We start from the raw sequence: 17,534 nt of genomic DNA, 5'->3' as shown, positions 1-17,534 counted from the left end.
TCCTCCCTGAACAGGACCGCTTCGATCAACCCGCGGTCGCCGGCGTGCGCGCCGCTCGCGCACCACAGTCCGACGATCTCGCCGTCGCTCGCGCGCACCTTGGCGAAGTTGCCGCCACTGTGCCGCGGTGGTGCGGACCGGGATGCTGCCCGGCGACCAGGTCGTGCTCGTCGAGCGGCGCCGAGATGAGCACACAGCCGTCGCTGCCGGCGCCGGCCACCCGGGTCGTCCCGTCCGGGCAGGTGATGCCGGTGACGGCGTTGATCGTCGCGCTGCCGTACGCCGGAACACCGAACGCCGGCCCGTGCTGGTTGAACACCGCGCTGAGAGCGGACGGTTCCTGCGGATCCCAGAGTTGCACCCCACACTCGTGGTGCTCGCGAAACGCCGCGGCGAGCACCGTCCGCCGACCGAGCCGAACCGGTGCGAGTGCCCTGAAAGGGGTGTCCAGCTCGCCCCGGGCGGTACGCGCGCCGGTCTTCAGGTCCCCCACCTCGACGCCGCGCCGGGCTGCGATCGCGAGTCGGCTGTCGAATGCCGTCAGCACGCCACTGCGGAGGCTTCCGAGTGGGGAACGCCGCCTGCGCCACACGCCCCCGACCGGCTCCCACACCTGGACCGCGCCACCGTACCGGGCGGCGGCGAAGCCGGATATCCCGTTGTCCAGACGTACGCCGGCCAGCCTGTGGACCTGGTCGCCGATGTGGCCCTTCGGATGCGGCGGTTGAGGGAAACCGAACACCTCCTGCCCGCTCGCCGGGTCGATCACCCTGACCGCTTTCGCGTCGGCGATCACGATCAGCTGCGGCTCGCCCGGAATGACGGCCAGGGCCGACGCACCGGTGTCGACGAGCCGCCGTGGTTCCTTGCCCGGCTCGCGGGTCCCACAACGTGACGCCGTCGGAGCCGCAGCATGCCAACATCCAGCCGTCGGCGCCGAGGTCGACCGCGGCCAGGTCCGACACGGTGAGGGCGTCGACGGTGACCGGTCCGGCGATACGCTCGCCGGTCCCACCGTCCCACAGCAGTACGCCGCCCTGAGTGTCGCCGCTGGCCAGCAGCGCACCGCCGACGGTCGGCACGGTGGCCAGGCAGTACACGATCGAGCTGTGACCGCGCAGTTCGCGTTCGCCGCTCGGGCGGGTCGTAGTGCTCGGATCCGGGCGCCGCGGCGGAGCCGAAGGCCGACGCCGCCGGAACGGGTTGGTCAGCTTCATGCCCGTCTCCTACCGGGGGTCGTGCGGGACGGGTCCCGGACGAACCACTGCCTCTGCAGCCCGGTCAAGGCTTGCTCACGTCTTAGTGGCCTGCCCATGGGCGCCCGATGATGGAGCAATGACCACGGCCTCACGTGCCATGACGCAACTGGCGGGCCGGCCGGACCTCTCGGAGGCCCCGCCCAGCTGCGGCACCGGTCGGGCGCTGCGCTCGGCCAGAGCCGAGAGCGTGCACTTCCACTCGGACCGGAACGTCGATCTGCACCTCACCGCCAGGACGATCCGTCGCTTCCAGGACGAACTGAAGAACTCGACCGCCGTCCGGCTGGTGCCCGACTCGCATTGGGTCACCATCCACCTGGAATGCGAATCGGACATCGACCAGCTCCTGACCCTGGTGAGCGTCGCCTTGCAGGCCCACCAGAGGTCGCCTGATGCAGTCGAAGCGTCGTCACCAGGGTGCAAGGATCACCGGTTCACGCACTGCCACCAAGAACTCCGGCAGTGAACTGCGCCAATTGTTCGCGCAGTTCCTCGCGTGGCACCCCCTTCTCACCGGCCAGGTACTCGACGAGATCCGCCCGGGTGGCGGCGAGCAGTGCGTGGGCGGCGAAGCCGCTGTCGGTCACGCCCGGGACGCCGTCCAGGAGGTCCCGGAGCAGGGAGTGCCAACGCTCGTAGTGCTCCGTCCGGTAGGGGCTGTCGGAGCCGGTGGTCTCAAGGGCCAGCGCGAGATGGCGGTTGTCGAGCTTGAAGCACAGGACGGCGTCCAGGAGCGCCGGTACGCGCTGAATCGGGGGCGTGGCGGGGCCCAGCGGCGCGGGGCCTTCCTCGATGGCGTTCCTGAGGGGTTCGAGTCGGGCGGCGCACAGTGCGCGGATCAGCCCGGTGCGGTCGCCGAAGGCACGGAAGAGGGTTCCCTTGCCGACGCCGGCCGCCGCCGCGATGTCGGCCATCGTGACCTCCTCGGGGCTCCGGCATTCGGCGAAGAGGGTGTCGGCCGCCTCGAAGACGGCTGCCCGGTTACGGACCGCGTCCTTACGGGGCTTGCGTTCGGGCATGAGGCTCCTCCGGTTGCGATGCGGACCGGCGGTCCGTATCGTTCACGGAAGAAGCGGACCGCTGGTCCGTATCGTACGGGACGGAGAAGCTCATGCCCCCGACCACCTCACCGGAAGATCTCTACCGCCACAGCCTGCGATTGCTGCTGGACAAGGACATTCCCGCCTGGGTCGGCCTCTGGGCCGACGACGGCGTCATGGAGTTCCCCTTCGCGCCCCCGGGCCTGCCCGGGCGGTTGGCGGGCCGGGAGGCCGTCGCCGCCTACATGCGTGACTACCCCGACTACATCGACCTGCATGACTTCCCCGACCTGCGCATCCACCGGACGACCGACCCCGAAACGATCGTGGTCGAGATGCGTGGTGTGGGCCGTGTGGTCAAGACGGGAGGACCTTTCGAGATGACCTACATCGCCGTCGTGACCGTCCAGGACGGGCACTTCACCTCCTACCGCGACTACTGGAACCCCCTCGCCGTCCTCGAACCCGGCCTGGACTTCACCGGGAGCAGCGCCCGATGACCGCCACCCGCACCACCCTGGTCATCGGCGCCACCGGCACCACGGGCCGTCGCACCGCCGCACAACTGATCGCCGCGGGCCACCGGGTCAAGGCGGCCGGCCGTCGAGCCACCCCGCTGCCGGGCACGGAACGGGTCCGCTTCGACTGGTACGACCCCGCCACCTTCGACGAGGCCCTTACCGGAGTCGACCGCGTCTACCTCGTGCCGCCGGTCGGAGATCCGGAGCCCGCCCCGGTCATGGTGCCCTTCCTCCACCGGGCCCACGCCGCCGGCGTGCGGCGCGCGGTACTGCTCAGCTCCTCGGCGATCCCCGAGGGCGGCCCGGCGGTGGGGGCGGTGCACCAGGCGCTGCCCGGCCTGTTCGACCAGTGGGCGGTCCTGCGGCCCTCGTGGTTCATGCAGAACTTCACCGGCACGCACACCCATGCCGACAGCATCCGAGAGCGCGGCGTCATCGAGACCGCGGCCGGAACCGGAAGGGTCGGATTCATCGACGCCGACGACATCGCCGCCGTCGCCGTCCATGCCCTGACCGACGACCGCGCCCCCAACACGGACCTGATCCTGACCGGGCCGCAGGCGCTCAGCCACGACGACATCGCCGCGATCCTCACGCAGGTCACCGGCCGCCCGGTGACCCACCACCACCTGACCTACGACGCCCTGCGCGACCGGCTCGCCGCGGTGATACCGCGGGAGTTCGCCACCATGCTCGCCGACATGGACCGCGCCATCGCCGAGGACGCCGAAGACCGCACCACCGACACCGTCCTGCGCGTGACGGGCCGCCCGCCGAGCCCTTTCCGGGTGGTCGCCGAACGGGAGCTGTCGTTTCCAGCGGCATCTGTGACCGGCCCGACCCGGTAGGTGAGGAAGCCCCCCAGTCGGCGTCAGTCCAGCACCGCCGTGGCCTCCATCTCGACCAGATGCTCCGGTACGTCCAGTGCGGCGACGCCGATGAGTGTCGCGGGCGGCACCGGCGTGACGCCCAGCCGCTTGCCCGCACGGGCGATGCCCTCCATGAGCCGGGGCATCTTGTCGGGGGTCCAGTCGACGACGTAGACGGTCAGCTTCGCCACGTCGTCGAAGGACGCGCCGGCTCCGGCCAGGGCGGTCGCGACATTGACGTAGCACTGCTCGACCTGGGCGGCGAGGTCGCCTTCGCCGACCGTGACGCCGTCGGTGTCCCAGGCGACCTGTCCGGCCATGAAGACCAGCTTCGAGCCGGACGCGACCGACACCTGCCGATAGGCGTCGACCTCCGGCAGTCCGGCGGGGTTCACCAGGGTGATGGCCATGCTGCGCGTCTCCTTCTTCGGACCAGGACGTTCCTGGTCACCTCTCGTTACCTGGAAACCGTAGGAGAGTCTGCGCTGACCTGGAAGAACGCACTTTTCGGTGACTGGGGAACCCGATGGAAACCCAGCAGCTCAAGGGCGGGTGGAGAACCGGGCACGATCACCTCATCGAGGGAGAGGCCAAACGATTCGCCAGGTGAACGGCACGTCAGTCGATCAATCGCGCCGGGCGGCCTGGCGATCCTGGTTCCGGTATCCAACCGACCGGCGGACAAAGGCCTGTCCAGGCATGGTGTCCGCCACTGCCCAAGGAGTTCCTCTTGCGTGTTCGTCGTATGGTGACCGGCGCCCTCGGTTCCGCCGCCCTCGTGCTCACGTCCCTCGGTGCCCTGACCGCCCACGCGACCCCCGCGGCGGCCGACCCCTGCGGCTTCTACGAGACCAGCGCCGACGCCTTCTACAACCACTGCACCTCCGACGGCTCAAGGGTGGTCATCAAGGTCGAGGTCGCCCTGGCCCCGGACTACGAGCGGTGCGTCGCCCCTGGCAAGACCTGGCTGGGCTCCGCCGACAAGATCCAGGGTGCCTACTACGTCGGCCGCACCTGCTGACAGGCAGTCACCCGGGGCCGGCGGCCCCGTTCCCTTCCGCTTGATGTGTGGCCTCGGTCGTTCGTGGGCCGGCTGGGGCCACGCGGCGGAAGGTCTGTCCGGCGCCGTGGGTCAGTCCGGACGGCGGACCTCTCCCGTCCCCAGGGTGATCACGGCCCGGGGCCGCATGGGCTCCTCGCCGTGTCGGGAGAGCAGGACGACCTCCTCGACCGCCGCCGACAGCGTGCCGAGCCGGGCGGCGCACTCGGCGGCCAGGCGCCCCGGGTCCTGGGTGCGGCCGAGTGACAGATGCGGGGTGAACCGGCCGTCGCGCCCGCGGCAGAGCGGGAACCGCAGATGCAGTTCTCGGTGGAGACGGGCCCACGGCGCCGGATCCGCCGCGGCCGGATCGAGCCACACTGTGGCGTAATGCCGGTGCCGGAAGTACCGCACACCGGTCAGACGGGCCGTGAACGCCGTGCTCCTCGCCGCCCCGGCGGAGAGCAGCGGTACCGCCCACGCGAACTCGTCCTCCGGTACGAAGCCGAACAGCAGATTCACATGCGGCGGCCACCGTCGTACCTGCGGATCGTGCTCCCAGCGGATGTCCTGAATCGCCGGCCAGAGCTCATGCGGAGGCAGCCACGCCACCGCCGTCCGGGCCGTCGGCGCCACCGCGAGCACATCCACCGGCTCGGCCCCGCCGAAGACCGGATTTCCGTCCACAGAGCCATGGTCCCAAAGAGGGTTCGCTCAGGTGCGTCAGCCGATCGTCGGCGCGGCCTCGGCCCCCGCCTGCGCTCGGGTTCGGGCGGGGCTGGCCAGGCCGAGGCGGGTGAGGAACTGTTCCAGGGTGAAGGTCGCCATGCCCAGGGACACGGCGTTGCCGGGGACCTCGGACACCTCGACGGTGAGGCCGGGCAGGGAACCCGGCAGCACATGGCGGGGGAGTTCGTCCCGTACGGCGGGGACGAGCCACTCGGCCAGTGCCTTCGGCAGCCAGCCGGTCAGGGTCACCTTCGGGACGTTGAGGAGGTTGACGAGGTCACCGAGGGCCGCGGCGAGACAGCGGCCCGAGCGCCGGACGAGCTCCCGCAGCACCGGGTCCCCCGCGGCCAGGCCGGCGGCGACGGCCTCGACGAAGTCCCGCTGCCCGGACCGGCCCAGCGCCGGATGGGACGGGTCGATCTCGGCCAGGGTCGCCTCCCAGCCAGGGGCGCCGACGTACGCCTCCACGCAGCCGCGTCGACCGCATCGGCACGGGCGGCCGTCCAGCATCAGCAGGGTGTGTCCCCACTCGCCGGCGTTGTTGGTCATGCCCCGGATCAGCGAGCCCTCGATGGCGAGGCCGACCCCGGCCCCGGTCCCGATGTTGACCACGGCCATGCTGTCCACGACGCGTCCGGCGCCGAACCACATCTCGGACAGGATCGCCGCCTTGAGCGGATTGTCGACGTACACCGGCAACCGCAGCCTCTCGGCCAGCAGTTCCTCGATGTGGACGTCGTGCCAGTCCCAGTTGGGCGCGAAGACGGAGACCCCGGAGTCGTGCTGGACATGGCCCGGCATGCTGACCCCGACCCCCACGATCCCGTCGCGCCCGGTACCGCTCGCTTTCAGGGCCGCCTCGATCGCGCCGACGATGCCGTCGACGACGTACGCCTGGTCGTTCTGATCCTCGTCGAGGGGGGCCTCGTGGCGGCCCAGGACGTCGAGGGCGAGGTCGTACACCGTGGCGTCGACGTAGGTCTCGGCGACGTCGACCCCGACGATGCGGCCGCGGCCCGGGTTGATCGTGAGCCGTTCGTACGGCCGTCCCACCGCGTTGCGCTCCACGGCGGCGATGTGCAGCACACCCTCCGCCAGGAACTCGCCGGCCAGCGTCGTGACGGTGGCCTGGCTGAGGCCCGTGTGCCGGGCGAGTTCCTGGCGGGAGGACGGCCCGAGGTCGAACAGCGCGTGCAGCACCTCGAACCGGTTCTCGCTGCGCAGGTCACGGGCCGTGTGCCGGGCCACCCGTATCCCCCTCAGTCGGTCGGTTCCCCCAGCCACAGCGTACGGATCTCCGGAGCGTCCCGCCCCTCAATACCCTGGACGAACAGGGTCAGGCCCGGCCATCCCGGCGGTACCCAGAGAGCGTCGGGGTCCCCGCCCGAGAAGGCGGGCCGGTCGCCGGTCCAGACGCGTCCCACGCACTCTCCGCCGGCCCATCCGGTCACCCGGACCTGCGTGGCGTCCAACCGGACGAGGTGCCCTCCCGGAGACGGGGCGGCCGGCAGGTCGACGTCGAGCCACGCCTCCTCTCCCGGCTTCAGCGCCAGCGGAAGGCGTATCTCCTCCGTGCGGCCGGACCGGTCGGCGAACGCGGTCAGCGACTCGTCGTCCTGCACCGCGCACGACCAGTCCCGTACGGCATCGAGCGCGAGCAGTTCGGCGCGCAGGCCGGGGCCGCTCGGATGGTGCGGCAGCGTGGCCGACACCTGGTGGGTGCCGGCGGGCAGCAGCACCCACGGGTTCTCGGTGTGGACGGTCTCCGGCGCGCCGCCGTCCACACTCACCCGCAGCGGTTCGACGACACCACGCAGGTGCAGCGCCGACGGGGTGGGGGAGTGGACCGTACGGATATAGGTGACCGGCACCGCGACGCGCGTGCTGCTCCAGCCGCCGAGCACCCGGGTGGGCGCCGGGGCGCCTGCCCAATGTCCGTGCACGGTCCACAGGGCCGAGACGTCCGTCGTCTCGCGCACCTTCCACAGAGTGCCCAGGCCGCGCAGGGCGCCGAGGCGGAGCGCGGGCAGGCGGGCGTCGTCGAAGTTGGCGTGGCCCCAGATCTCCACGACGGCCTCGATCGCGACGCCGCCCGTCACCTCCCGTACGTCGACGCGCCGCGCCGCGCCGAAACCGGCGATCGGCGGATGCGTCCTGCCCGCGACGGACAGATCGACGATGTCCGCCGCGCCGGTGAGCAGCAGCTCGTCGACGTCCGTCAGGTCCGTGGTGGTCCGGTAGACGCCACGTCCCCGGTACACCCCCAGCGACTCCAGCGTCGGCGGCAGGTCGTGACGGCCCGCGGGCTGCTCGGGCGGGATGTCGGTCCGCCGCCGTGCCTTGAGTACGGCGGTCGGCGCGGGCTGGTCGGGCCGGTGCGGGGCATCGGCCAGGCGCAGCGAGCCGTCGGGGTCGACCGCGCGCAGGCGTGCCGCGTCCGCCGATGGCAGCACGACGAGCGTCACTCCCGCCACGGTCCGCCGCTCGGACACCGGGATCTCGGCCCGTGTCCCGTCCAGTACGACGGTGACCGGCACATCGGAGGAGAACACCAGCCCCCCGTCCGCCGCCGCCACGAGATCCGCCGAGGCGAGTGTCAGCGTCGCGTCCATGCCCCAGGGCCGCAGCGGCACGTCCACCGCCATCAGGGGACACGAACCCGGTGCGACCGTGACCGGCACCCCCCGAACGGCCGCCGTACCGGGCTCCGTTCCGAGATGCGGTACGGCCACCAGTCGGCCGCCCTCGGGAAGGTCGAGCGTCCCGAGCGCCGAGCTCGTGGGGAAGTCGCAGTCCACCTCGGTGTCCGGGGCGCCCGGCACGGCAAGTGCCAGTCGGTCGCCCCACACCTCGACGACCCGCGCGAAGACCTGCGCCTCGGCGAACTCCGGACGCTCCACGCCGGTCGACGTGACGTAGCCGCCGAAGTCGTAGCCGTGGCTCATGAAGTTCCCGGGGCGGCCCCAGTTGCCGGTCGACGGGGTGTACCCGAAGTTCCAGCCGGACGACTGGAGATACGGCGCGATCAGCTTGGCGCCGCTCGCCAGCAGCCGCCGTAGCGTCCGATGGCGCCGGTTGGTCTCGGTGACCAGCAGCGGCACCCCGCGCTCGGCGACCAGCCCGGCATAGCGGCGCACCTCGGCCTCGATGTCCGGGGAGTCGTCGTCCGGGTAGAAGTTGCAGGCCGGTACGACACCGTCGGCATCGCCGGTGGCGCCCGCGAGGTCGCCCTGCCCTGAGCAGGCGATCAGCGGGACGGTGATGCCGTGACCGAGGGCCGCCTCGCGCAGGGCCGTCAGATAGCCCGTGCGGTCCGCGCAGTCGAAGAAGTCCAGCTCGTTCTCCAACTGCACCATGATGACCGCGCCGTTCGCCGGGTACTGGCGCTCGGCGAGCAGCGGCAGCACCTGGTCGAACCAGGCGGTGACCTGCTCCAGATACCGCGGCTCGTTCTGACGGACCCTCAACTCCGGGTCCAGGCCCAGCCAGGCGGGCAGAGCGCCGCCGTCCCACTCGGAGCAGATGTAGGGGCCCGGCCGCGCGATGACGTACAGGCCTTCCTCGTGCGCGAGGTCCAGGAAGGCGGCGACATCCCGGCGGCCCTCGAAGGACCAGCGGCCGGGTGCCAACTCGTGGAAGTTCCACGGGAGATAGACGTCGACGCAGGTGTATCCGGAGGCCCGCACCTGGGCGAGCCGCTCGCGCCACTGCTCCCGGGGCAGGCGGAAGTAGAACAGCGACGCGCACAGCAGCGTGCGTGGCCGGCCGTCGATCCACACGCCTCGGCTGTCGAGGCGGACGGCTTCGATGGTCTCCGTACGGTTCACTTCACTCCCGCGCTTCCGCCGCTGATGTCCATTTCGTACAGGTACTTCTGGCCCAGGTAGTAGACGACGATCATTGGCACCGCGAGCAGGATCGACCCGACCATCACCAGGTTCCACGGCGGGGCCTGGCCTGCCTGAGAGGTGGCGGTGATGTACTGCACGCCCAGCGCGAGCGGCATCTTCGACTCGTCGTTGAGGTAGATCAGGGGGCCCATGAAGTCGCCCCAGGTGTGGGTGAGGGTGAAGATGCCGATGGCGATCAGGACCGGCCTGAGCATCGGGAACATGATCCGCCGGTAGATGCCGAAGAAGCCCAGGCCGTCCATCATCGCGGCCTCGTCGAGCTCGCTGGGCAGCCGGGAGACGAACTGCCGTACCAGGAAGACGTTGAAGGCGTTGGAGAAGAAGTTCGGCACGATCAGCGGCAGGAAGGTGTTCACCCAGCCCAGGTCCCGGAAGAGGATGAACTGGGGGATCATCGTGATCTGCGTCGGGATCATCATCGTCGCGATGACGACGAGGAACATCGTGTTCTTGCCCGGCGCCCGCAGCCGGGCGAAGGCGTAGCCGACCAGGCCGCTGGAGAGGACCTGCCCCGCCACCGAGAACAGCGAGATGAGCACCGAGTTGAGCAGGAAGGTGCCCACCGGCAGCTCGGTGCCGAACACCCGGGAGAAGTTCTCCCAGTGGAACTCGCGCGGGATGACCGTGAACGAGCCGGCGTTCACGGTGGCGTCGCTGGACAGCGCGATCGAACCGACGAAGACCAGCGGGGTGGTCAGGATCGCCGCGACGATCAGAAGGGTGCCGTAGGTGAACGGGGTCGCGCGGAACGCCCGTACGGCAGGGGCCTCTTGGCGTTTCTTGCTGACGGGGGTCGCCAGGGTCGCCATCACTTCACCTCGGTCTCGTAGAACACCCAGCGCCGGGTGGTGCGGAAGGCGATCACCGTGAACACCAGGATCACCAGGAACAGCAGCCAGGAGATCGCCGAGGCGTAGCCCATGTGGTAGTAGCTGAACGCCTGGTCGAACAGGAGCGGCACCATGGTCTGGGCCGCGTCGTAGCCGGCGGGGTTCTTGCCCTTCGGGATGAGGATGTAGACCTGCGAGAAGATCTGGAACGCGTTGATCAGACCCATGATCAGGTTGAAGAAGATGATGGGCGTCAGATGCGGCAGCGTGATGCTCCAGAACTGCCGCATCGCGCTCGCGCCGTCCACCTCGGCCGCCTCGTACAGCTCACGCGGGATGCCCTTCATCGCGGCGAGCAGCAGGACGGTCGCGGCGCCCGCGCCCCACGCCGACATCAGGATCAGGGCGGGTTTGACCCAGGGTCCGTCGAGCAGCCAGTTCGGGCCCGAGACGCCGAACAGGCCGAGGAAGTCGTTGAGCGGGCCGTTCGGCGCGAGCACCATCCTGAAGATCATCGCGGTGGCGACCAGCGGGATCAGCGTCGGCAGATAGATCAGGGTGCGCAGCAGCTTGCGGGCCCTGACCTGCTTGTTGAGCAGGTTCGCCAGCCACAGCCCGAGCACCAGGCCGAGCGGCACGGAGATCGCGGCGTAGTAGAGGGTGTGCCACAGGGCCTTCCAGAACGTCGGGTCGTCGGTGAGGAGAGTGACGTAGTTCTGGAAACCGACCCACTGGGGAGGGGTGAACGAGTCCCAGTCGGTCAGGGAGTAGTAGATCGACGCGATCATCGGCCCGAGCAGGAACACCAGGAAGCCGATCGCCCACGGCGAGACGAACAGATAGAAGGAGAGCGCCTCACGGCGCCGCCGCTTCGAGAGCTTCGGCCTCTTCGGTGACGCGGGTTTCCGCGCGGCCGCCGGGGCGGCCTTGGAGTCGGTGGCCGTCGTGGTCGCCATCGCCGGTCATCCCGCGGACTTGATGAGGGACTCGAGGTCCTTCTGCACGGCGGTCAGCGCCTTCTTGGCGCTGCGCTCCTTGCCGAGCCAGAAGTCGGCGAGGCCGTTCGAGATCACGTCCTGCATCTCGTTCCACTCGGGGATGAACGGCGCCCGGAAGACGAACTCGCTGGACTCGGCGAACACCCCCATGTTCACCTGGGTCTTCATCCACGACGGCTTGAGGAACGCCTGGCTCTTCTGCACCTCCAGGTTGGCCGGCACGTCCTGGCCGGAGGAGATGATCTCCGTCTGTGCCTCGGGGGAGGTGAGGAAGTCGATCGCCTTGAAGGCGTTGTCGCGCTGCTTGGAGGTACGGGAGATCGCCAGGCCGCTGCCGAACGCCGACACGGCCTGCTTCTTGCCGCGCCACATCGGCGCGATGTCCCAGGCGAACGCCGCCTTCGTCAGACCCGACATGACCCAGAAGCCGTTGGCGTGGGTGGCGACCTTCTGGTTGGGGAACGCCTGGTCGCCGCCGATGTCGGGGCCCATGTCGGCGTAGTCCGCCTTGCTCGGTACCACCTTGTGCTTGAAGACCAGGTCGCCCGCCCACTGGAGCGCCTCGACCACCTCATCGCTGTCGACGGCGGGCCGACCGTTCGCGTCGATGATGGTGCCGCCGTTCTGGTACGCGAGGCTCCACCACTGCGGAAACCACTCGGCACCGCTGTATCCCCACACCTTGCCGGGGACCGTCAGCTCCTTGAACGCGTCGAGGGCATCGTCCCAAGTCCAGTCCGCGGTGGGGGCCTTGATGCCCTTCTTGTCGAACATGTCCTTGTTGTAGAACACGGTGACCGCGCCGGAGCGGTCCGGGATCGCATAGAGCTTGTCCTGGTACGTGTAGAGGGAGCCGACCGGGCCGAACCGCTGCTCGGGGTCGAGGCCCGCCTTCTTGGCCAGGTCGTCGAGCGGCAGCAACTGGCTCTTGCTGGAGTACGTGTTGACGCTCTCGGCGACCTGCATGATGTCCGGCCCGGTGCCGCCGGCGATCATCGTCTGCACCTTCTGCGGGTACGAGTCGCCCGGGATCAGCTGGAGCTTGACCTTCAGGTCCGGGTGCTTCTTCACCAGCAGGTCGATGCGCGCCTGGTACGTCTTGCGATCGGGGTCGCCGCCCCACACCGTCATCACGAGCGGGCCGGCACTGGAACCGCCGCTGGAGGTTCCGCAGGCGGTGAGGGTGATGACTCCGGCCGCGGCGCCCAGGCCGAGGAAACCTCTGCGGGACATCTGAAGCTTGTCAACAGGCATGGCTGTACCCCTAGCTGAAGTGCGCGAACGCGCAGGGAGCGGCTCTCAGCAGCCGGGATCCGGCTTCGAGTGACGGTTAAACTAACCCTCGTTAAATCGCGCTACAAGCCCTTGATTCCTACGAGTTTCAACCTGCACGACTCGCACACGAGCGAGCGGGGCGCTTGCAGCAGCACCGCGTTGACGACGGCCGGCATGGCCGGCCCGGGTCGGGACCCCTCCCGAAAGTGAGTCCCTACGATCCCGGCATGTTCTCAGGACCAGGAGCGATCCGACGGATTCGCCCGCTGCTGCCGGTGGTTGCCGCCGCAGTTCTGCTCACCGCGTGCAGCGGCGATCCGGCACCTGCCGCGCCGTCCACGTCGAAGGCGGCATCCCCGGCACCGGCTTCTTCCGTAGCCGCCCCTGCCTCATCCGCACCCGCAACCACATCTCCCGTGACGCAGGACATCCAGGACGCCTACGAGGACGCGAAGGACGCGCACCCGGGCGCTGACGTGGACAACTGCACGACGAGCACGTCACTGGACGACACGGACTGCGGGGCGGCGCTCACCGCGGCCGGGAAGGTCGCCGCCGACACGGAACGACGGCTGCGGCGCAAGGATCCTGAATACGCCGACGAGTTGTACAGTGCGGTGTTCCTCACCACCAGCGCCGTGCAGGGCGACCTCGAGCGGCTGCGCCACCCCATTCCCTGCTACGGACTCAGCGACGAACCACAGCCTCCACCGCCGCTGCGCACGGAGGCCGAGAGCATCTGCGCCGAGGCCGCCGACATCTTCAAGATCGAGTATCGGATCTTCCTCAGCACCGTCGAGCCCTGAGCCTTGTTCACAGGCTCCGAGGTCATGGCAGCAAACGTTGCTCCTTCGCGACCGCCACCGCACCCGCGCGGGTGTCGACGCCGAGCTTGTCGTAGATGCGGCGCAGGTGCGTCTTGACGGTGGCCTCGCTGATGTACAGGGCGCGGGCGATGTCGCGGTTGCCGATGCCGCGCGCGAGCTGGGTGAGGATGTCGCGTTCGCGGTCGGTGAGGGTGGGGCGGGGTCGGCGCAGATTGGCCATGACGCGGCCGGCGACCGGCGCGGACAGGGCGGGACGTCCCTCGGCGGCGGCGTGGATGGCGGCGAAGAGCTCGTCGGGGCGTTCGGCCTTGAGGAGGTAGCCGGTGGCGCCCGCCTCGATGGCGCGGGTGATGTCGGCGTCGGTGTCGTACGTGGTCAGGACCAGGACGTGGGTGGAGGTGCCGGAGGCGGCGGTGAGGCGGCGGGTGGTCTCCACGCCGTCGATGCCCTCGCCCAGTTGCAGATCCATCAGCACCACGTCCGGCGTGAGTTTCGCGGCCAGCGCGAGCGCCTCCTCGCCGGTGCCGGCCTCTGCGACGACCTCGATGTCCGGGGCGCTGTCGAGCAGGGCGAGCAGTCCGGCCCGTACGACGGCGTGGTCGTCGCAGACCAGAATGCGCACGGGGGCACGGTCGGGGGTCATCGGGGCGCCTCCAGGGGGACGACGGCGGACAGGACGGTGCCCTCGCCGGGCGTGGAGTCGATGGTCAGGGTCCCGCCGAGTGCCCGCAGCCGGGCCCGCATGGCGGGCAGCCCGTGTCCGCGGTCCACCGTGCCGGGGGAGTCGGGCGGTGCGGCGGGGTCGAAGCCGTGGCCGTCGTCGGAGACGTCCAGGACGACCTCGTCGTCGAGGAGGGTGAGCGTGAGGGCGGCCTGCGTGGCGGCCGCGTGCTCGCGGACGTTGGCCAGGGCGCCCTGGGCGATGCGCAACAGGGCGGACTGGACCCGGTCGGGCAGATGGGGGAGGCGGCCGTTGTCGTCGATGTGGACCCGTACGGTGAGATCCGTGCCCGCCTCCCGCGCGGCGAGCGCGCGCAGCGCCTGGTCGAGGCCGCCACCGGCGAGGTCCGCGGGGGTCAGGTCGTGCACGAAGCGCCGTGCCTCGGCGAGGTTGTGTGCGGCGACGGACGCGGCGGTGCGCACATGGGCGCGGGCCTTGTCCGGTTCGGTGTCCCACACCCGGTCGGCCGCCTGCAGCAGCATCTGCTGGCTGGACAGGCCCTGGGCGAGCGTGTCGTGGATCTCCATGGAGAGCCGCTGGCGTTCGGCGAGGGTGCCCTCGCGGCGTTCCGAGGCGGCGAGTTCGTGGCGGGTGCGGATCAGGTCGTCGATCAGGACGCGCTGGCGCTCGGTGTGCCGTTCCATCTGCAGGAACACGGCGGTGGCGAGGGCGGCGACCGCGGGCGGCGCCAGGACCAGGTTCGGATCGAAGCGGCCCGCGAGCTGTACCTGCGCGGCGACGACGAATGCCGTCAGAACCGCCACCAGGACGAGGGCGGCGCGGGCCGGCAGCGTGCGCAGGGCGGTGTAGAAGAGGGGCACCGCACACCAGGCGAAGCTGGGTGCGAGCACGACCAGGACCATCCACACCACCACGACCGACGCCAGCCAGGCCGAGTGCCGACGGGTGGGCCGAGGGCGCGTGTCGCCGGTCCGCGGGCCCAGCAGATGCAGTACGGCGAGCACGACGCACAGCGCGATGATCCAGGGAGTGCGCGGTTCACCGGGATGACGCAGCACGAACCGGGCGAGCGCTCCGCCGAGCAGCAGGAAGAACGCCGCGTGCATCACGACGCCGAGCCACCGGGTGTCCACGGTGCTCGGTTCGTACGGCCGGTTCCCCATCCGGGGCCGCCTCCCTTCTCGCTAGCGGGCGCTGAACTGGGCAAACACCTCCATTGTGACCCGGCGTGGGGGCTTGGCAGGTCAACCGATCGGATGACCCCGGTGTCGTCCGACGCGCGACAGCGGGACAGCCGGAACGTCGACCGTGCGAGCCCTGTTCCGGGCCGAGGGTGGGGAGCGGACGAAGCGGGGCGGCAACCGGGCCGCCCGCCCACCGAAGGAGTCGACCGACCCATGAACCCCGTGCACAAGAAGTTCTCCCGCCGCGCTCGCGTCGCCACCGGCGGTGCCGTGCTCGCCGTCGTCGCCGTGGCGGGCTTCGGTGCGGTGTCCGCGAACGCCTCGGCGCCCGCCGCGGAGCCTGCCGCCGCCGCTGCCGCCTCGGCCCGGGCCACCACCACCTCCACCCATCTGACGATCGACGCCGCCACCAAGGCCGCGCAGGCCGCGCTCGACGCCGCCGAGAAGGAGAACCAGCGCGTCACGGTCGCCGTCGTCGACCGCAACGGCAACACGATCGTCACCCTGCGCGGCGACGGCGCCGGCCCGCAGTCCTACGAGTCCGCCGAGCGCAAGGCGTTCACCGCGGTCTCCTGGAACGCCCCCACCTCTCAGCTGGCCGAGCGCCTGGAGCAGGCCCCGAACCTGAAGGACATCCCCGGCACCCTGTTCCTCGCGGGCGGCGTCCCCGTCACCGCGGGCAACGCCCCGATCGCCGGCATCGGCGTCGCGGGAGCCCCGTCCGGGGCGCTGGACGAGAAGTTCGCGCAGGCGGGGGCGGACGCGGTGGGCCGCTAGGCACGTTGAGTGCGGGGTACATGTGCTCCGGGGGCGGTGACGAGCGTGGTGAGCCGGATGCGCGGAGGGCGGCTGCGGGTCCGGCTCAGCGCTCAGGGCCGCGCCTGATCGGTCACAACGTGAAACTGATGACCTGTCCGTCGGTCTCGATGGTGGCGCCGCTGATGTTGAGGGAGTCGTAGCAGCCGTGGCTGCTGAACACCTGGACCCACTGGCCGGCGGGCACGGTGACGGAGATGTCCTTCACCTGGCCGACGGTGAAGCCGCTGTGGCAGGTGTAGACGCCCGCGGTCTGCGTCATGACCGAGTCCCCGTCGGTGATCGTGACGCGGAGGGTGGCTGTGACATCGGCCTGGGCCGCGGCCGACGCGGGGGCCGTCAGGGTCAGCGCGCCGGCCGCGGCGAGCCCTGCGGCCAGGGCGGCGACGCGGGTGGCGCGGGTACGGCGGAGAGCGGGACGAAGACGCATGAAGAACTCCGGATTCTCGGCTCCGGCACTCGGTGCGCCGGAGTGGGGGTGCCTCGAAACGGTTGCCGAAACGGTTGGCGAACTGTTGAGCGAAAAGGCCGCTCCGGATCATTGAACATTCCACAACTCATGCGCCACAGCGGCTTCGGCCGAGTTCTGACGCACCGCCGGGAATCCGCGCTCCGGCGCGTTGGTTGTCGTACGGCATGACGACCAATGAGCAGGTCACCGATGTGCTGCACTACACCGCCTTCTCGTCCCACCCGGAAGGCGGGAACCCGGCGGGCGTCGTCCTGGACGCCTCCGGACTCGACGACGCGGCGATGTTGGCGATCGCCGCCCGGCTGAGGTACAGCGAGTCGGCGTTCCTGACCGGGCCGCCCGAGGGACTGGCCGGGGAACCCGAGGGTTTGGCCGGGGCGCCCGGTCGGGCCTTCGCCGTTCGGTACTTCAGTCCTCTCGCCGAGGTGCCCTTCTGCGGCCATGCCACCGTCGCCGCCGCCGTGGCCCTGGCCGAGCGGATCGGTTCGGGAGACCTGGTCTTCGCCACCCGGGCGGGCACGGTGCCGGTGACCGTCACCGCCGATGCGGACGGCACGCTCCGGGCGACGCTGACGAGCGTGGAGCCCCGTATCGAGGAGATCGCCCCGGAGGACCTGTCCGAGGCGCTCGCGGCGCTGGACTGGCCGTCGGTCGACCTGGACCCGCTGCTGCCGCCGCGTATCGCCTTCGCCGGTGCCCGGCATCTGGTGCTGGGCGCCGGCAGCCGGGAACGGCTCGCGGACCTCTCGTACGACTTCGAGCGGCTCGCCGCCCTGATGCGGAAGCTGGACCTGACGACCGTGCAGTTGGTGTGGCGGGCCGCGGACACCGTCTTCCATGTCCGCGACCCCTTCCCGATCGGCGGTGTCGTGGAGGACCCGGCCACCGGTGCCGCAGCCGCCGCCTTCGGCGCCTACGCCCGTGAACTCGCCTTGGTGCCCCAGGAGTCGGTGCTGACCCTGCACCAGGGCGAGGACATGGGCAGGCCGGGTGTGCTGACCGTGACCCTGCACGCAGACGACCCGAGGGTCCGGGTCAGCGGCGCAGGCACGCGCATACCCCGGTAAGGCGTGGAGGAGCCT

19 protein-coding genes are annotated in these 17,534 nt (G+C 70.5%); 7 read left to right on the top strand and 12 right to left on the bottom strand.

Translation table 11 applies throughout. The features are described 5' to 3' along the window. Positions 1-25 precede the first annotated feature (25 nt). The gene (locus BLU79_RS16025; protein WP_093906416.1) at positions 26-796 is read right to left on the bottom strand and encodes a hypothetical protein; all 771 of its coding nucleotides are present in this window, start codon (positions 794-796) and stop codon (positions 26-28) included. A gap of 539 nt (positions 797-1,335) precedes the next feature. Between BLU79_RS16025 and BLU79_RS16020 the strand changes: the two genes are divergently transcribed. Continuing rightward, positions 1,336-1,725 carry a luciferase domain-containing protein gene (locus BLU79_RS16020; RefSeq protein ID WP_093906415.1) on the top strand — a complete coding sequence of 130 codons (390 nt, stop codon included), beginning with the start codon at positions 1,336-1,338 and terminating at the stop codon, positions 1,723-1,725. Here the strand turns inward: BLU79_RS16020 and BLU79_RS16015 are convergent. After that, positions 1,694-2,278, bottom strand: a complete 585-nt coding sequence (locus BLU79_RS16015) for a TetR/AcrR family transcriptional regulator (protein WP_093906414.1) — start codon at positions 2,276-2,278, stop codon at positions 1,694-1,696. The two genes, BLU79_RS16020 and BLU79_RS16015, sit on opposite strands and share 32 nt — an antisense overlap. Positions 2,279-2,370: 92 nt before the next feature. On the opposite strand from BLU79_RS16015, the gene BLU79_RS16010 reads away from it, so the two are divergent. Next, positions 2,371-2,799 carry a nuclear transport factor 2 family protein gene (locus BLU79_RS16010; RefSeq protein WP_093906413.1) on the top strand — a complete coding sequence of 143 codons (429 nt, stop codon included), beginning with the start codon at positions 2,371-2,373 and terminating at the stop codon, positions 2,797-2,799. Continuing rightward, on the top strand, positions 2,796-3,668 hold the full coding sequence (locus BLU79_RS16005; RefSeq protein ID WP_093906412.1) for an NmrA family NAD(P)-binding protein: 873 nt from the start codon (positions 2,796-2,798) through the stop codon (positions 3,666-3,668). The genes BLU79_RS16010 and BLU79_RS16005 overlap by 4 nt, the downstream gene beginning before the upstream one ends. A gap of 23 nt (positions 3,669-3,691) precedes the next feature. Here BLU79_RS16005 and BLU79_RS16000 read toward each other — a convergent pair whose 3' ends face one another. Continuing rightward, positions 3,692-4,099: a RidA family protein gene (locus BLU79_RS16000; protein ID WP_093906411.1), complete on the bottom strand. Its 408-nt coding sequence runs from the start codon at positions 4,097-4,099 to the stop codon at positions 3,692-3,694. 338 nt (positions 4,100-4,437) lie between these two features. Here BLU79_RS16000 and BLU79_RS15995 point away from each other — a divergent pair, with 338 nt between their 5' ends. Then, on the top strand, positions 4,438-4,710 hold the full coding sequence (locus BLU79_RS15995; RefSeq protein ID WP_177001040.1) for a DUF6355 family natural product biosynthesis protein: 273 nt from the start codon (positions 4,438-4,440) through the stop codon (positions 4,708-4,710). A 111-nt stretch (positions 4,711-4,821) separates the two neighbouring features. Here the strand turns inward: BLU79_RS15995 and BLU79_RS15990 are convergent, their stop codons facing one another. From BLU79_RS15990 to BLU79_RS15965, 6 genes are read right to left on the bottom strand one after another with little or no spacing between them, the layout of a single operon-like run. After that, on the bottom strand, positions 4,822-5,415 hold the full coding sequence (locus BLU79_RS15990) for a 2'-5' RNA ligase family protein (RefSeq protein WP_093906409.1): 594 nt from the start codon (positions 5,413-5,415) through the stop codon (positions 4,822-4,824). A gap of 36 nt (positions 5,416-5,451) precedes the next feature. Beyond that, complete coding sequence (locus BLU79_RS15985) at positions 5,452-6,705, bottom strand: ROK family transcriptional regulator (RefSeq protein ID WP_093906408.1); 1,254 nt, start codon at positions 6,703-6,705, stop codon at positions 5,452-5,454. An 11-nt stretch (positions 6,706-6,716) separates the two neighbouring features. Further along, entirely contained in the window at positions 6,717-9,284 is a 2,568-nt protein-coding gene (locus BLU79_RS15980; protein WP_093906407.1) for a beta-galactosidase, read from the bottom strand. After that, on the bottom strand, positions 9,281-10,177 hold the full coding sequence (locus BLU79_RS49075) for a carbohydrate ABC transporter permease (protein WP_093906406.1): 897 nt from the start codon (positions 10,175-10,177) through the stop codon (positions 9,281-9,283). The genes BLU79_RS15980 and BLU79_RS49075 overlap by 4 nt, the downstream gene beginning before the upstream one ends. Beyond that, positions 10,177-11,154 (bottom strand): carbohydrate ABC transporter permease, encoded by a 978-nt coding sequence (locus BLU79_RS15970; protein WP_093906405.1) that lies wholly within the window; start codon positions 11,152-11,154, stop codon positions 10,177-10,179. The genes BLU79_RS49075 and BLU79_RS15970 overlap by 1 nt, the downstream gene beginning before the upstream one ends. Positions 11,155-11,160: 6 nt before the next feature. Next, positions 11,161-12,429, bottom strand: coding sequence for an ABC transporter substrate-binding protein (locus tag BLU79_RS15965; RefSeq protein ID WP_256333325.1), 1,269 nt, complete (start codon positions 12,427-12,429; stop codon positions 11,161-11,163). Positions 12,430-12,887: 458 nt separating this feature from the next. On the opposite strand from BLU79_RS15965, the gene BLU79_RS15960 reads away from it, so the two are divergent. Next, the gene (locus tag BLU79_RS15960) at positions 12,888-13,277 is read left to right on the top strand and encodes a hypothetical protein (RefSeq protein WP_093906403.1); all 390 of its coding nucleotides are present in this window, start codon (positions 12,888-12,890) and stop codon (positions 13,275-13,277) included. A 22-nt stretch (positions 13,278-13,299) separates the two neighbouring features. Here BLU79_RS15960 and BLU79_RS15955 read toward each other — a convergent pair whose 3' ends face one another. Both BLU79_RS15955 and BLU79_RS15950 read right to left on the bottom strand, forming a co-directional pair. Further along, positions 13,300-13,941 carry a response regulator gene (locus BLU79_RS15955; protein WP_093906402.1) on the bottom strand — a complete coding sequence of 214 codons (642 nt, stop codon included), beginning with the start codon at positions 13,939-13,941 and terminating at the stop codon, positions 13,300-13,302. Further along, positions 13,938-15,143 (bottom strand): sensor histidine kinase, encoded by a 1,206-nt coding sequence (locus tag BLU79_RS15950; RefSeq protein WP_093906401.1) that lies wholly within the window; start codon positions 15,141-15,143, stop codon positions 13,938-13,940. The genes BLU79_RS15955 and BLU79_RS15950 overlap by 4 nt, the downstream gene beginning before the upstream one ends. 234 nt (positions 15,144-15,377) lie before the next feature. Between BLU79_RS15950 and BLU79_RS15945 the strand changes: the two genes are divergently transcribed. Continuing rightward, on the top strand, positions 15,378-15,941 hold the full coding sequence (locus tag BLU79_RS15945) for a GlcG/HbpS family heme-binding protein (protein WP_177001033.1): 564 nt from the start codon (positions 15,378-15,380) through the stop codon (positions 15,939-15,941). Between the two features lie 112 nt (positions 15,942-16,053). Here the strand turns inward: BLU79_RS15945 and BLU79_RS15940 are convergent, their stop codons facing one another. Further along, positions 16,054-16,410: a hypothetical protein gene (locus tag BLU79_RS15940; protein ID WP_093906400.1), complete on the bottom strand. Its 357-nt coding sequence runs from the start codon at positions 16,408-16,410 to the stop codon at positions 16,054-16,056. Positions 16,411-16,616: 206 nt separating this feature from the next. Between BLU79_RS15940 and BLU79_RS15935 the strand changes: the two genes are divergently transcribed. Beyond that, entirely contained in the window at positions 16,617-17,519 is a 903-nt protein-coding gene (locus BLU79_RS15935) for a PhzF family phenazine biosynthesis protein (RefSeq protein ID WP_093906399.1), read from the top strand. Positions 17,520-17,534 lie beyond the last annotated feature (15 nt).

Origin of the sequence: Streptomyces sp. cf386, assembly GCF_900103585.1 — a bacterium.
Classification (GTDB): Bacteria; Actinomycetota; Actinomycetes; order Streptomycetales; family Streptomycetaceae; genus Streptomyces.
Note: the sequence above shows the minus strand (reverse complement) of the source record. Positions and strands in the feature narration are given on the sequence as shown.